At 37.7% G+C, this 14,072-nt stretch carries 12 protein-coding genes and 1 other annotated feature; of the genes, 5 read left to right on the forward strand and 7 right to left on the reverse strand.

Going from position 1 to position 14,072, the window contains the following annotated elements:
• The first annotated feature begins 22 nt into the window (after positions 1-22).
• Both nagA and K5Q14_RS06500 read left to right on the forward strand, forming a co-directional pair.
• Complete coding sequence (nagA, locus tag K5Q14_RS06495) at positions 23-1,168, forward strand: N-acetylglucosamine-6-phosphate deacetylase (protein WP_220735020.1); 1,146 nt, start codon at positions 23-25, stop codon at positions 1,166-1,168.
• The gene (locus K5Q14_RS06500; RefSeq protein WP_220735021.1) at positions 1,168-1,875 is read left to right on the forward strand and encodes a GntR family transcriptional regulator; all 708 of its coding nucleotides are present in this window, start codon (positions 1,168-1,170) and stop codon (positions 1,873-1,875) included. Before nagA ends, K5Q14_RS06500 begins: the two co-directional genes overlap by 1 nt.
• A gap of 123 nt (positions 1,876-1,998) precedes the next feature.
• Here the strand turns inward: K5Q14_RS06500 and K5Q14_RS06505 are convergent, their stop codons facing one another.
• From K5Q14_RS06505 to K5Q14_RS06530, 6 genes are all read right to left on the reverse strand, one after another.
• Positions 1,999-2,694, reverse strand: a complete 696-nt coding sequence (locus tag K5Q14_RS06505) for a methionine ABC transporter permease (protein ID WP_220735022.1) — start codon at positions 2,692-2,694, stop codon at positions 1,999-2,001.
• A gap of 2 nt (positions 2,695-2,696) precedes the next feature.
• Positions 2,697-3,776 carry a methionine ABC transporter ATP-binding protein gene (locus K5Q14_RS06510; RefSeq protein ID WP_220735023.1) on the reverse strand — a complete coding sequence of 360 codons (1,080 nt, stop codon included), beginning with the start codon at positions 3,774-3,776 and terminating at the stop codon, positions 2,697-2,699.
• Positions 3,777-3,816: 40 nt separating this feature from the next.
• On the reverse strand, positions 3,817-5,148 hold the full coding sequence (locus tag K5Q14_RS06515) for a M20/M25/M40 family metallo-hydrolase (RefSeq protein ID WP_220735024.1): 1,332 nt from the start codon (positions 5,146-5,148) through the stop codon (positions 3,817-3,819).
• 64 nt (positions 5,149-5,212) lie between these two features.
• Entirely contained in the window at positions 5,213-6,058 is an 846-nt protein-coding gene (locus K5Q14_RS06520; protein ID WP_220735025.1) for a MetQ/NlpA family ABC transporter substrate-binding protein, read from the reverse strand.
• 36 nt (positions 6,059-6,094) lie between these two features.
• The gene (locus K5Q14_RS06525; RefSeq protein ID WP_220735026.1) at positions 6,095-6,946 is read right to left on the reverse strand and encodes a MetQ/NlpA family ABC transporter substrate-binding protein; all 852 of its coding nucleotides are present in this window, start codon (positions 6,944-6,946) and stop codon (positions 6,095-6,097) included.
• 106 nt (positions 6,947-7,052) lie between these two features.
• Positions 7,053-7,320 (reverse strand) — a binding site (T-box leader).
• A 49-nt stretch (positions 7,321-7,369) separates the two neighbouring features.
• Positions 7,370-8,038 carry a YoaK family protein gene (locus K5Q14_RS06530; protein ID WP_220735079.1) on the reverse strand — a complete coding sequence of 223 codons (669 nt, stop codon included), beginning with the start codon at positions 8,036-8,038 and terminating at the stop codon, positions 7,370-7,372.
• A gap of 204 nt (positions 8,039-8,242) precedes the next feature.
• Here K5Q14_RS06530 and K5Q14_RS06535 point away from each other — a divergent pair, with 204 nt between their 5' ends.
• The 3 genes from K5Q14_RS06535 (at position 8,243) to K5Q14_RS06545 (ending at position 13,499) form a co-directional block, all read left to right on the forward strand.
• A complete protein-coding gene (locus tag K5Q14_RS06535; protein ID WP_220735027.1) occupies positions 8,243-10,087 on the forward strand; it encodes a DUF2207 domain-containing protein in 1,845 nt (614 codons plus the stop codon).
• A gap of 296 nt (positions 10,088-10,383) precedes the next feature.
• Positions 10,384-13,047 carry a cation-translocating P-type ATPase gene (locus K5Q14_RS06540; protein WP_220735028.1) on the forward strand — a complete coding sequence of 888 codons (2,664 nt, stop codon included), beginning with the start codon at positions 10,384-10,386 and terminating at the stop codon, positions 13,045-13,047.
• A gap of 8 nt (positions 13,048-13,055) precedes the next feature.
• The gene (locus K5Q14_RS06545; protein ID WP_220735029.1) at positions 13,056-13,499 is read left to right on the forward strand and encodes a chemotaxis protein; all 444 of its coding nucleotides are present in this window, start codon (positions 13,056-13,058) and stop codon (positions 13,497-13,499) included.
• A gap of 98 nt (positions 13,500-13,597) precedes the next feature.
• Here the strand turns inward: K5Q14_RS06545 and K5Q14_RS06550 are convergent, their stop codons facing one another.
• On the reverse strand, positions 13,598-14,005 hold the full coding sequence (locus tag K5Q14_RS06550) for a Fur family transcriptional regulator (protein WP_220735030.1): 408 nt from the start codon (positions 14,003-14,005) through the stop codon (positions 13,598-13,600).
• Positions 14,006-14,072 lie beyond the last annotated feature (67 nt).

The raw sequence follows: 14,072 nt of genomic DNA on the forward strand, positions 1-14,072 counted from the left end.
CGTGATTGCTAATATTTATATCATGGCTAAATTATTAAAAAATATTGATCTTTACACAGGTTCAAAACATATGGCAGATGCGTATATACGCTTCACAGATGTGATTCATGATGTTGGCTACATGGTTGATTTTACGCCACAAGACGATGACGAATTGATTGCAGAAGCAACAGGAAAACTTGTTGTGCCTGGTTTTATTGATGTTCATAAACATGGTGGATATGGTCTGGATACCATGGATGGTGATGCTGAAAAGCTCAATGATATGGTCAACAAAATGGTTACTGAAGGGATTACATCGTTATTTCCAACAACAATGACGCAATCGCCTGAAAACATCGAACGGGCTTTGGTGACTATCAACGAAGTAGCTAAATTTAATCCGGTGATTCAGGGTATTCATTTGGAAGGGCCATTTATCAATAAAGTATTTATGGGTGCACAACCAGAAGAATATATTATTGATCCTAACACGGAATTGCTTAAAAAGTGGTATGCATTATCTGGTGAGCGCATTCGATTAGTGACTTATGCACCGGAAAATGGTGGGATACCAGACTTTGAAGAATTTATGCTAAAGCACCATATTATTCCCTCGATTGGTCATTCAAATGCCACGCGTGCACAATTACTACATTCACGAGCAACACATATAACGCATCTATACAATGCACAAAGACCACTACATCATCGCGAACCAGGAGTAACTGGACATGGTATGCTGGAAGAGTCAATAACGGGTGAGTTAATCGCTGATGGTTTTCATATTGTGCCTGACATGTTGGAAATTGCTTTTCGTCTAAAGGGTGCACATCAGCTAGAACTCGTAACAGATTCTATGCGTGCCGAAGGTTTAGGCAACGGCGTGTCAGAACTTGGTGGACAAAAAGTGGTGGTTCAGGATAAACAGGCACGTCTTGAAAACGGCCATTTAGCTGGTTCAGTTTTAGCGTATGATGATGCATTTCGTAATATACAACAGTTTACATCGGCTGACATTCATGATGCTGTGCAAATGACTTCAGTCAATCAGGCACGTGAGTTTGGATTAACGCAAAAAGGCGATTTATCCACTGGTAAAGATGCCGACTTTAATATTTTTAATAAGGAAGATATGCAATTACAGGCGACTTATTCATTTGGACGTCGCTTTGCACGGAAAAATTAATGACAAAACCTGCAATACCACGTTACATTCAAATTCATAATCAAATAAAAGAGCGCATTGAAGCCGGAGAGTGGCAATCTCAGAAGCGTTTACCTGCTGAACGTGAGTTGTCAGAAACTTTTAATGTGTCGCGTATGACGTTACGACAAGCTATTCAAACACTTGTTGATGAGGGCTTATTAGAACGAAAAATTGGTTCTGGGACTTATGTTGCGGAGAAAAAAGTATCTGAACGTGCATTAGGCATGACAAGTTTTACAGAACTAATGGCTAATACAGGGCGCATTTCAAAAACGCAGACAGTCAGTTATAAAATAACATCGCCATCTGCCTCTGAAATTACGCACTTGCAATTAGCAGATGATGATGATGTTTTGATTATGGAACGTTTACGGATGGGTGACAATGAACCTATCTTACTTGAGAGAACAACATTGCCGGCAAGACTAATTAGTGACTTTTCACGCCATGATTTAACAGAATCTTTGTATGTGACATTAGAAAAAGCAGGTATTCAACCAGGGCGTGCAGAACAGACAATTTCAGCTACGTTGGCGAATGAACGTTTGTCAGAACTTTTGCAAATTAGACGTGGGGATGCTATTTTGAATGTGCGCCAAGTATCATTTGACCAAAATGAACGGCCATTTGAATATGTGCGATCATATTATGTTGGTGAACGTTTTGAATTTACATTAGAACGGTAAACTCATATGCTATTGTGTTTGTATTGAAAAGGTGAATAATTAATTATTTAGCTTAAATAAATAACTCGAAAATCTAACATAATAGATTTTCGAGTTATTTTTATTTATAAAAGATGGGATTGGCTATTTATGACTGAGTTTCTTGGCCAAATAATCACCAATAAGTTGAACAACAAGGACAAAAATTAAAACGAGTAATGTTGCCACAAGTGTTGTATCTGTGGCAAAGCGATTGTAACCATAAGCAATTGCCATGTTACCTAGTCCACCAGCCCCTATAGCACCAGCCATGGCCGTCAACCCGATTAAGCTAATCAAAGTAACGGTTGACACGCGGGCAATCTCAGAACGGCCTTCACGTAAATAAACGCCAAAGACAATATCCCAAAATGAGGCACCTACCGACTGAGCAGCCTCAACAATACCACTGTCAACTTCAGCTAACGCAACTTGTATTTGACGCGCGTAAAACGGGAAGACACCAAGAGCTAGAGGAACCAAAGCTGCGGTTGTTCCAATTTGAGTGCCAACAATTAATTTCGTAAAAGGTGCGATGAACGCTAATAAAATGATGAAGGGTACTGCACGAAAAACTGACACAATTTTATCAAAGAACCAGAATAACAGTTTATTTGGTGCAATACCATTTGGGGCTGTAATAATTAAACCAATACCAAAGACTAAACCAAGAATGCCACCAAAAATGGCAGACCAAAAAGTCATATAAAATGTCTGAACAATAGAAGTCCACCAGCCTGTATCACCAGTCCAGCCTTGATAAACGACGTTTGGGAATGTATCTGAAAACCATTTTGTCATAATTATTTACCGCCTTTTAATATTTCAATTTCAACATGATGATCGGCTAAAGTTGATGTTGCTGCCTTAATTTGCTCATCTGTACCCGATAGAATAACAAGTAATGAACCAACGGGCGTATTTTGTAAAATTTCAACATTGCCATATAAAATATTAGCCGTGACTTGGAAATCACGAAATAAGCCAGCAATTAAAGGCTCATCTGTTGTAGCGCCGACATAAGACAAACGGATAAATAGTTCGTTATCATTAAGATTTTGTACCAAGGGTTGAGAAGAAATCGTTGCAATAGCTTTATCAATATTTGTTGCGGTTTCGATAAATTCTTTGGTTAGCTGTTGCGTTGGCTGAGCAAAGATATCTAGCAATGAGCCACGTTCAATAATTTCACCATCTTGCATGACAGCAACTTTATTGGCAATTTCTTTAACGGCTTGCATTTCATGTGTGATTAAAACAATTGTTAAGCCAAGTTCTTCATTGAGTTTTTTTAATAAACTTAGAATTTGGTTGGTTGTTTTAGGATCTAATGCAGAAGTTGCTTCGTCAGAAATTAAAATCTCAGGATCATTTGCTAGTGCACGCGCAATGGCAACACGTTGCTTTTGACCACCTGATAGTTGTGACGGAAATTGTTCAGCACGGTCTGTTAAATCAACTAATTTTAGTAGTTCTGTGACCTTGACCTTTTTTTGATCTGGAGTTAACTTACTATGTTGTAAAGCAAAAGCTACGTTTTCAGTTACCGTGCGTTCATTTAATAAATTAAAATGTTGAAAAATCATACCAATTTTACGACGACGATTACGTAGATCAGTTGTTTTAATGCGTATTTTTTTATTTGTTTCTTTATCGGCCTGAAAAAAAGTTTCATCATTAACCACAACAGAACCATTAGTCGGTTCTTGTAATAAGTTAATGACACGTACTAATGTTGACTTACCGGCACCGGAATAACCAACAATACCGTAAACATCGCCACGATTGATTGTGATGGAAACGTCTTTGACAGCTTCAATGGTACGCTTTTTTTGATAAAAAGTGACATCGATATGATTTAGTGAAATTATGGGGTTACTCATTTATTGACTCCTTCTTTAAACCAATAGATGTGATAGTTGACTATGGCTCATAACTTTTGATAAGCGCCTTTATCACATCAATGTGTTGGTTATAATCCGATAAGCGGATGTTTTCGTTAGGTGCATGATCTTTTGTATCGGCATAACCAACGCCAAAACTTGCAATGGGCGCTTGTAGCGCGTGGTGAATAATCGCCATAGGACCTGTACCAGGTGATGTGGGAATAACTACTGGTGAGACATGATAATAAGTAGCGGCGACAGTTATCACACGTAATATTTCGGGATCAGACATGTCACTACGATAGCCAGGTTGACCGAGTGTTTTGGTAATCACAATATCAGATAAACCAACCGTCTTTAAGTGATCAGCTATACGTTGTAAGGTTAAGTCTGGCGACATATTAGGCACTAAACGTGATTCTAGTTTAGCAGTAGCTTTGGCAGGTAACACTGTTTTAACACCATTACCATTATAACCTGATGTGATACCCTCAATGTTAATTGTTGGTTTAAAATATAATGTTTCTTTAAGATCGTTGCCATTGCGATCAGAATAGAGTGGTGCGGTTAAACCATGCTGTGCAATGAGTGATTCTCTGGTTAATGGTAATGCCTGCACAAGTGCTTTTTCGCGATCATTTGGTGCCACAACATCATCGTAAAAGTTTGGCACAGTAATGTTTCCAAGTGAATCGAATAAACTAGCAATGGCACGAGATAAACGCATTGGTGCAGAATCTACAACTGCAGCCAGAGATGAGTGCAAATCGTTGGCTGCAGTTGTGACAGACAAATCAAAAGTAACGATACCTTTGTTGCCACCAAATATTTCAATAATGTCATCTGCATTTTTACCACCTGACTCCCAAATAACGAGGTCGGCTTGTAACTGATCTTTGTGCTTAGCAAGATATTCTGTTAAATAACGTGAGGCAGTTTCTTCTGAGCCTTCGACAATAAAAGTGATATTTATAGGTAATTCTTGGTTATTTTCAGCTAAATATTCTGCTATAGCCGCTAACCTTGCAGTGAGATTACCCTTATCATCATTAACACCACGTCCATACAGTTTGCCATCATGCGCAGTCAAAGTCCAAGGGTTAGATTGCCATAAATTCAATGGTTCAGCTGGTTGAACATCATAATGATTATAAATAACGAGCGTTTTGGCATTGGAATTATGGCTTGAGAACTTAGCGACAACAAAAGGTGCAAAGTAAGTATCGTCATAAATCACTTGCGCGCCGAGTTTACGAAATTCATTTGCAATAATAGTTGCAGTTTCTGGCAAATTTGTCTCGAGTGCCGAGACACTAGGTATTGCAACAAGTTGTTCCAGGAGTGTCATATATTGTTGACGAATATTCATCGCATTTTCTCCTATAAAACGTTATGTACCTGCAAAGTAACTTGCAGATTGATCGTTCATGTTGTTATTTTTTATAATCCCAAACAGTAATTTGGGCGGTGCCATAAAACTTTTTAACAAGTGATTTAGTTTTGTCAGTTTGTAATGATTTGACAACATCCTTATAAACTTGCTTATCTTTGTCTTTTTTGTTAGCTGCAATAAAGTTAAAGTATTGTTGAGACTCTTTATTTAACTTCTCAATGTAAATGGCTGAGTCAACATCTAGTTTAGCTGATTTTGCAAAGTTGGTGTTGATAACAGATGCGCCAATAGTTGGGTCTTTGAGAGAAGATGCAGTTTGTGAACCATCAACTGGCGTTATCTTTAGATTTTTTGGATTTTCAGTAATATCTTTTGGTGTTGCTTTTGTTGTATCTTTAACTTTAATTAAGCCAGCTTCGGCCAAGAGATGTAGACCACGATTTTCGTTAGTCGGGTCATTAGCAATTGTGATTTTATTACCTGATTTGATATCTGAAACATTTTTATATTTGTCTGAATAAATTCGAAGTGGTGTCGTCCATGTATCGCCAATAGCGACAATATTTGTTTTATATTGGTCATTCCAATTAGCTAGATAGGGATAGTTTTGGAAGGCATTCAAATCAATATCACCAGCAGAAAGGGCTTTGTTTGGTTGAAGATAGTCAGTAAACTTTTTTGTTTTTAAGGTAATGCCATACTTATCTTTAGCAGTTTTACTAACAGATTTCCAAATTTCATCTTCATTTTTATCACCAGCCATAACACCAATGGTCACAGTTTTTTCAGAAGATTTACTACTTTGGTGACCAAAAGTTAGATAGGCGCCAGCAGCAATAACAACGACGGCGATACCGCCGATAATCCAATTTGTTTTTTTACTCATAATTAGTCTCCATTTTAATGTGTAGGTAGGGTACGATTATTTACTAAAATCGGTGTCCCAAGCAGCAAGTTCAACACCATCATAGGCCTTGTTTATAGCATCTTTAGTTGTTTGTGTATGATATGACTTAACAACATCTTTCAAAACTTGCTTATTTTTGTCAGAGTTTTTAGCCGCTATAATATTAACCCATTGATGAGAATTTTTATTAATTGGTTCAACAAATATTGCTTTTTTATAGTCTAAGCCAGCAGTATCTGCGTACGTGCCGTTAACGACTGCCCCCTGCACATCTGATAATGATCGTGCAGTTTGATCAGCAGCTAATTCTTTAATTTTTAATGCTTTTGGATTTTTGGTAATATCTTTAACCGTTGCTGTAGTTAAACCAGATTTCAAGTCAATCAGTCCAGCAGCCTTCAAAACATACAATGATCGACTTTCATTTGACGTGTCATTTGGCACGACAATAGTGTCGCCCGTTTTATATTCTGATACTTTCTTGTAGGTGTTTGAATATAAACGAATAGGTGAGATAACGGTATCGCCTATTGAAACAATCTTATCGCCAGTTGATTTGTTTGATGCGTCTAAGAAAGCATAGTGTTGGAAGGCATTAATGTCAATATCACCAGCAGCTAAGGCTTTATTTGGTTGATTATAGTCTGAGAACTGTTTGAATTTTAGGGTAATGCCATACTTATTTTTGGCTGTTTTAGATACTGAATCCCAGATGGCAGTATCTTGTTTTGAACCTGACATAATACCGACTGTGACGGTTTTGTTATCTGATTTTGTAGCAGATTTGTGGCCAAAGGTAGCATAGGCGATGCCACCAATGACGACGACAGCTACGCCACCAATAACCCAATTTTTTAGCTTACTCATAATTTTTCTCCCAAATATTTTTTGCAATGATACACTATGGATTTTAAAAATAAACAAGTCACATACAGTAGTGTGGCACAAAAAAAGCCGCTACTGTACACTTAAATACAGAAGCGGCTAAAAAAGCGCGTTACCATTCTGAGTTGTCAGCTAATATTACTAGAAGCTTGCTCACTAACCATCGGGCATCGGGAGATGATCCTAGCCGAATGGTGTGCCCAGTAACGTGGGCCAAACCGTTGTCAACTAAATGGTAAACCAATTCGTTAACACCAATCACAGGTCATTTTCACAATTGCACGCACGCTAATTTACATCAACCATTAGCTTTCTAAGGTTTGCTTAATTGTTACTTTTCTGTTCAACTTGTTTATTTCTAAAATCGTTAAACTCTATAATACTCATAAGCTTGAGATTTGTCAACTACTTTTTTGAATAATCAAAAAGTAAACCGAAAATAGTGATTAAAATAACACTCGAACCAAGTAATGTGAAGTGATTAAGATAAGTTGACATTAGCGCTGATACAAAGGCGCCAAATAAAAATGCTAGAATAATTAATGAAAATAAATTAGCATTGTGTAAATTTGTTCTATTTTTTGTATAAAAATAAGTGATTAGATTAGCACCGACATTACGTAAATTACCTGTTGACATGACACTAGTAAACGGTAAACCTTTCACTTTTGGAAAGGCATCTAGTTGCATAGCTAAGAAAAAAGATAATAAGGTAATGAATGTGGTACTAGATATCTGTGTCCGAATAAAGACAACGAGGCTAATACCAATTATTTCTATAATCAAACTATGCTGTTGTGTGGATAATCTTTTGGCTTTGACTATGTGTTTTAGAACATTGTTAAAGGCTGCCCCTAACAAGAAAAACAAAATTGGCATGAGAAAACTTGTAGAATAACTAAATTGGCCTCTGGCGAGTGAGATACCTGCTTGAATAATATTACCCGTCTGCAGGCTGGCAAAGCGTTCGCCGTGATACTGAAAAGTATAGGCATCAACGAAACCAGAATTGGTAGCCAGTAGTAAGGCAATTGGCAGACGTTCTTGAATCGGATGTGTGCTGATTTCAGACATGATAAAAAGTGTAAACAAAATCATCATTGATGATTTTGTTGTTCCTTTCAAATAAATTTTACTATCTTATTTTACGCTATTTTGATTAGTGGCGTAGCTTTTTTTGGGTAAGTGACATTTTTTAAAATAAAGCAATCGTTAGGCAGGTAATTTAATTGGTTTGAAAGATGGTTTTTGTTATAATATGAGCAATAGGGGGATAATATGAAGACATTTATTAAATTTATAATTGCCGCAGTACTGACAGTATTAATCGGCTTGGAAACCGTGCAAGCCGATTATCGCGTGACAAATTATGAACAAGATGTTCACATCGCAGAAAATGGTACGGCGACGATTGATAAGACTGTGACCTACAAGTTTGATGATGATATGAATGGCGTATATCTAAAAGAAAGTTTAAACAGGCCTATAAATGGTAATAAACCATACCAATGGGGTGGATTACAAACAATTACTGTTGCTCGTAATGGTGCAAAAGCGCAAGCAATTGCGCCGCGAGTTGGCAACGCAAATATTGGGTACGTGACGTCAAAAACAAACGCAAGTGTGCAAGAAAAGGTCTACTATCCAATTAAAGCAGACGACGATATAACGGTCAAATATACCTATCAGCTACAAAATATGATCATAAATTGGGACGATGTCTCTGAACTCAATTGGCGAATTATTTCAAATTGGGATCAAACATTAGAAAATGTCAAGATTACTGTGTTCCTGCCTAATCAACCGGCAAAAACACTCAAGGGTTGGGTACATGGCAGTTCGATTGGTCACCTGACTGTCAATAAAAATCGCGCACAATTACGTGTGACAACAGCGCGCGTTAAAGCAAATCAGATACTAGAATTACATACTTATTTTGATAAGTCGCAAACACCCTTGAATACAAATATTCAATCAGGTCAGCGCGCAAAAATTATATCACAAACAGAGGCAGAACGAACAATTAAGCATAATAAGGCACTGCAATTGATTGCTATTTTTGGCTTTATTGTGCTACCGCTTGTTTTCATAGCTACGGTTATAGTAACTATTTGGTACAAATTTCGAATTCGTCATCATTTATTACAAGCACAGCAAAAGAGTGGTATAAATATGAACACTGTTCACATTTATGACATACCAAATGACATAGGCCCAGCATTAATTAATGCCCGTATTAGACAACAAGCTGATGTATCTAAAGTTATAGTAGCTACTCTGATGGACTTGATTGCTCGTAAAAAAGTGACGATCACTTATCAAAATGTTAGTGATGTAGACAATGCCGTTTATCGTGTAGTCGATGAGAGTGGCTTACGTCAATTTGAAAGTTTGTTGATTGATATGATTTTTGGCAAAAAAAGAACGATTGTTTATCAACATGAATTTCAAGAACAAGAATCACGTGTGTCAAAACGCATTCATAAAGGTATTGATGCCTTTCAACGCGAAATTAGTGCTGCTGAAGCTAAAAACAGTATAATTGATTCAGTGATGACAAATAAAATAACGCGTATTAAAATTTTGATGATGGCGTTACTAAGCATTGTTAGTGGCAGTGCCATCATCGGGTTGCTGTTTATGGCTAACTATAGTGATATTTGGCAATTATGGTTAGTGGCGGGCAGTATGTTTATCATAGGACTTGTAGGATTGCTGATTATAGGGCAACAATCAACGACATTCTTCACTGTGCCCGATGGTGTCACTGAAAAATGGCAGTGGACAGGTTTTGCAGCGATGTTACACGATATTGCAAATCTTGATGACAAAACAGTACTTGATGTACAGTTATGGGACAAATTACTTGCTTATGCCGTTATTTTTGGTGAAGCAAATCAGGTAGCAAAAACACTCAAACTTTGGGCTGAAAATGAGAATGTGTCAGTAATTAATTTGCCAGTATATATGATATATAGTAGTTTTGGTGCCAATTGGTCAGTGAAGTTGGCGAATAACATTCAAACAAATGCTAGTTTTGAAAGCAATGTTTCTGGTAATGGCGGTAGTTTTTCTGGTGGCTATTCTGGCGGTGGCGGCGGTGGCGGTGGTGGCGCTTTTTGAGACTGATCAGCTATATGATCAGAATAGCGATCGTTCAAAACTTGCGTCGAACTGTGTGTTTTGGTACAATGGGCTTATAATAAATTCCTGAGGGAGTAACTGGCGGATTTTCCGCGATAATACCGTCAAAGCGAGCAACTTTTTGTTGCTTATATCGAACAATTAGTTCCGGTACTATCTTAAATGGTGAGACTCATGTAAATGGCTGGCACAAATTTGTTCAGCTACATTTGCAAGAGTTTTTTTATTTGAAGTAACCCACAGAGTATAGGGCGCAGTGTGCGTAGGAGGAAGTTATGGCAGAACAGCCATTATATAATCAAGAGGTCACGAAAGTACTGTCTGATTTACGAACAGATGAAAAAAGGGGTTTGACACAGGCCGAGGCCACCAAACGCTTTCTTGCTGATGGTCCTAATCAACTGAAAGAAGCCGTTTCAACCACACTTTTCCAAAAATTCATTAATCAATTTAAAGATTTTATGATTGCAATTTTATTAGTAGCAGCTGTTGTAGCGGCATTTACTGGTGAATTAGTGGATGCCATCTTTATTTTAGCGATTGTGATTATCAATGCTGTTTTTGGTGTCTTTCAAGAAGCAAAGGCAGAAGATGCGATTAATGCCTTAAAAGAAATGTCCACGCCTAATGCTAATGTGATTCGTGATGGCAAAGAAATGTCTGTCAAATCAACAGAATTAGTAACAGGGGATGTGGTCCGTTTAGAAGCTGGTGACATTGTACCTGCTGATATTCGTATTATCGAATCTGCCTCATTACAAATAGAAGAAGCGTCATTAACAGGCGAATCTGTCCCAGTTGACAAAGTGGCGACGACTTTATCAGATACTGATTTGCCATTGGGAGATCGTACAAATCTTGGCTTTATGAATACAAATGTCACTTATGGCCGTGGTATTGGAGTTGTTGTTGGCGTAGGTATGGCAACGGAAATGGGTCATATTGCAGGCATGTTGGAATCTGCAGATGAAACTAAGACACCATTACAAGAAAACCTGATTAAATTAGGTCGTATATTGACTTACTTGATTTTGGTCATTGCTGCCATTACCTTCGTTGTTGGCTTAGCACGTGGTCGAGAGACAATTATTGATATGCTGTTGACATCGATTTCATTAGCTGTGGCAGCTATTCCTGAAGGATTACCTGCTATTGTGACAATTACATTAGCACTTGGCACAACTCGTATGGCAGCACGTAATGCTTTGATACGTAAACTACCTGCTGTTGAAACATTAGGTTCCACTGATATTATTGGTTCTGACAAAACAGGGACATTAACCCAGAACAAAATGACAGTTGAAAAGATTGTTGTTAATGCCGAGATATCCGATGCGGCTACAACTGAACCTCTAACAGGTACATTTGGCCGTTTGGCAGATATTTTAGCTTTAAATAATGATACGAAACGTACGGAAAATGGTTATATTGGTGATCCTACAGAAACAGCTTTAATCGCCTTCAATGAAAACCATCGTCGTGACATTGATACATTATTTAGTGAAATGCCACGTTTGGCAGAGATACCGTTTGATTCAGAGCGTAAGTTAATGTCCACAGTTCACCCGGCGCCAAATGGTTATATTATAACTGTTAAAGGTGCACCAGATGAACTATTGAAGCGGGCCACAAAGATTGAAATGGCTGGCAATATTGTGCCCCTTTCAGATGATATTCGCGCTAAATTATTATCAATTAATTCAGAATTAGCAACCCAAGCTTTACGAGTATTAGGATTTGCTTACAAATTGTCTGATGCATTACCAGAAGAGATGACATCAGAAACAGTCGAAAATGACTTAGTCTTTACTGGATTTACTGGTTTGATTGATCCAGAACGTCCAGAAGTTGCACAAGCTGTGGCTGAGGCTAAAAAAGCAGGCATTCGCTCAATGATGATCACAGGTGATCATCGTGATACGGCTGCCGCCATTGCGATTCGTCTTGGTATATTGGATGAAAAAGATAAAGAAACGGCTGTCATTTCCGGTTCTGACTTAGACAATATGACAGAAGACGAGTTCGCGGCAAATGTTCATAAGTATAGTGTCTATGCACGTGTTGCACCAGAGCATAAGGTTAAAATTGTCAGTGCTTGGCAAAAGAAGGGCAAAGTTGTAGCCATGACTGGTGATGGTGTCAATGATGCACCCGCACTGAAAACAGCAGACATTGGTATTGCCATGGGTATCACAGGTACAGAAGTATCAAAGGGTGCTTCAGACATGGTTTTGGCTGATGATAACTTTGCAACAATTGTCCATGCTGTTGAAGAAGGACGAAAAGTTTTTGCTAACATACAAAAGGCACTACAGTATCTGTTAGCATCAAATTTGGCTGAAGTCATTTCAATCTTTGTGATGACGCTGTTGGGTTGGAATATTTTAGCACCAATCATGATATTATGGATTAATTTAGTTACAGACACCTTGCCTGCTATTGCTTTAGGCGTTGAGCCGGCACAAAAAGATGTGATGACACAAAAACCACGAGGACGCAGCGCAAGCTTCCTGTCAGGTGGTGTTGGGGCAGCAATTGTCTGGCAAGGTATCCTACAAGCAGTGATTGTATTATCAGTTTACGGTTTTGCATTAGCCTACCCAGTGCATCTAGCTGACGCAGAAGCACATCGCGATGCATTGACAATGTCATTTATGACATTAGGTTTAATGCAGATGTTTAATGCTATTAACGTCAAATCAGTTTATGGTTCAATGCTTGGAAAACAGGCATTCCAAAACAAACTATTTAATTGGGCATTACTTGGGTCACTGGTTGTTATGGCGGCAGTCGTGGTTATTCCAGCACTAAATCCAGTATTCCATGTTTCTCATTTAGATAGTTATCAATGGGCAATCGTGCTATTTGCGGGAATAAGTATTATAATTATTGTCGAGATAGTAAAACTCATACAACGAAAAATTTTTAATAAGGGATAATTAGGACATTGGCAAAATTCAATCCAAAACAAGCACAAATATACATTCAGACGTTACAAAACGTGCTAACGAATACTGAAGAAACGGCAACGCATGTGACACCATTCTTTACAAAGTTAGACGATGCGAAACAAGCTGATAGAATTGCAGAAATACCAACGGCAGAGTTCGCTGAAATTAAGGCGGAGTTTGAAGATACGGTAGAAAATTATAAACATAATGCAACACAGCTTACTACTGCATCAGCACCTATTCGTTTACTTGGCGTGCACAAATCATTAACATCAGCCTACGTGAAATATGCTGAGGCCACACAATTAATGGCTGATGCTGTGATCGTTGCTGATCAAACAATTGATGCACAAAAATACGAAAAATCAGAACAAGATCAATCAGTATATCTTGAAAAAATTCATACAGCAGTCGCTAAAATTATGAACTCAGGTATGTAAATTTGAGTGCATTTTGAAAATGAGTTATGTTGTATTAAGAATAACGATAAAAACGTCAACAGACTTTAAGTTTGTTGACGTTTTTTATGTGATTGCTATTATTTTGCTTGATCGGGATCAACACCGTAAATTTCAATATGAAATCCAGTAATGTTTAATCCACTGACTTGACGGGCAGCTTCAAAAAGTGGCGCGACATCGAAATTATCTGCGTCGATAATTTCGTTTGTGTTGCTGTTGATAATATGATAATGTGGCTCACCATAGTAATCATAATGTCGTTTATCATCTTTAAGTGTATCAATCACAATAATAATGCCAACATCGACTAATTTATCAAGTGTGTTATATATGGTTGCTAGACTAATGTCACTAAGATCATCATGAATCATCTCTGCTGTTGGATGTGTTTCATGTGTCATTAGGTATTCTAAAATTGACAATCGTTGAAAAGTTGATTTTAAACCGTGAGCCTGTAGTATGTCACGTAGCGTTTTGTCTGCCATAATATAACCTCCTATATTATAAAATATTATACCACGTAATATAGAATGTTTCTAATTAACTTGATTT

This window comes from Leuconostoc inhae, assembly GCF_019656015.1.
In the GTDB taxonomy this organism is placed as follows: Bacteria; Bacillota; Bacilli; order Lactobacillales; family Lactobacillaceae; genus Leuconostoc; species Leuconostoc inhae_A.

What these genes read in the sequence shown, in the direction of transcription:
- K5Q14_RS06515 (WP_220735024.1), bottom strand. Translation starts at nt 5,148, where the DNA reads ATGAATATTCGTCAACAATATATGACACTCCTGGAACAACTTGTTGCA.
- K5Q14_RS06530 (WP_220735079.1), bottom strand. Translation starts at nt 8,038, where the DNA reads ATGTCTGAAATCAGCACACATCCGATTCAAGAACGTCTGCCAATTGCC.
- K5Q14_RS06535 (WP_220735027.1), top strand. Translation starts at nt 8,243, where the DNA reads ATGAAGACATTTATTAAATTTATAATTGCCGCAGTACTGACAGTATTA.
- nagA (WP_220735020.1), top strand. Translation starts at nt 23, where the DNA reads ATGGCTAAATTATTAAAAAATATTGATCTTTACACAGGTTCAAAACAT.
- K5Q14_RS06505 (WP_220735022.1), bottom strand. Translation starts at nt 2,694, where the DNA reads ATGACAAAATGGTTTTCAGATACATTCCCAAACGTCGTTTATCAAGGC.
- K5Q14_RS06540 (WP_220735028.1), top strand. Translation starts at nt 10,384, where the DNA reads ATGGCAGAACAGCCATTATATAATCAAGAGGTCACGAAAGTACTGTCT.
- K5Q14_RS06520 (WP_220735025.1), bottom strand. Translation starts at nt 6,058, where the DNA reads ATGAGTAAAAAAACAAATTGGATTATCGGCGGTATCGCCGTCGTTGTT.
- K5Q14_RS06510 (WP_220735023.1), bottom strand. Translation starts at nt 3,776, where the DNA reads ATGAGTAACCCCATAATTTCACTAAATCATATCGATGTCACTTTTTAT.
- K5Q14_RS06500 (WP_220735021.1), top strand. Translation starts at nt 1,168, where the DNA reads ATGACAAAACCTGCAATACCACGTTACATTCAAATTCATAATCAAATA.
- K5Q14_RS06525 (WP_220735026.1), bottom strand. Translation starts at nt 6,946, where the DNA reads ATGAGTAAGCTAAAAAATTGGGTTATTGGTGGCGTAGCTGTCGTCGTC.
- K5Q14_RS06550 (WP_220735030.1), bottom strand. Translation starts at nt 14,005, where the DNA reads ATGGCAGACAAAACGCTACGTGACATACTACAGGCTCACGGTTTAAAA.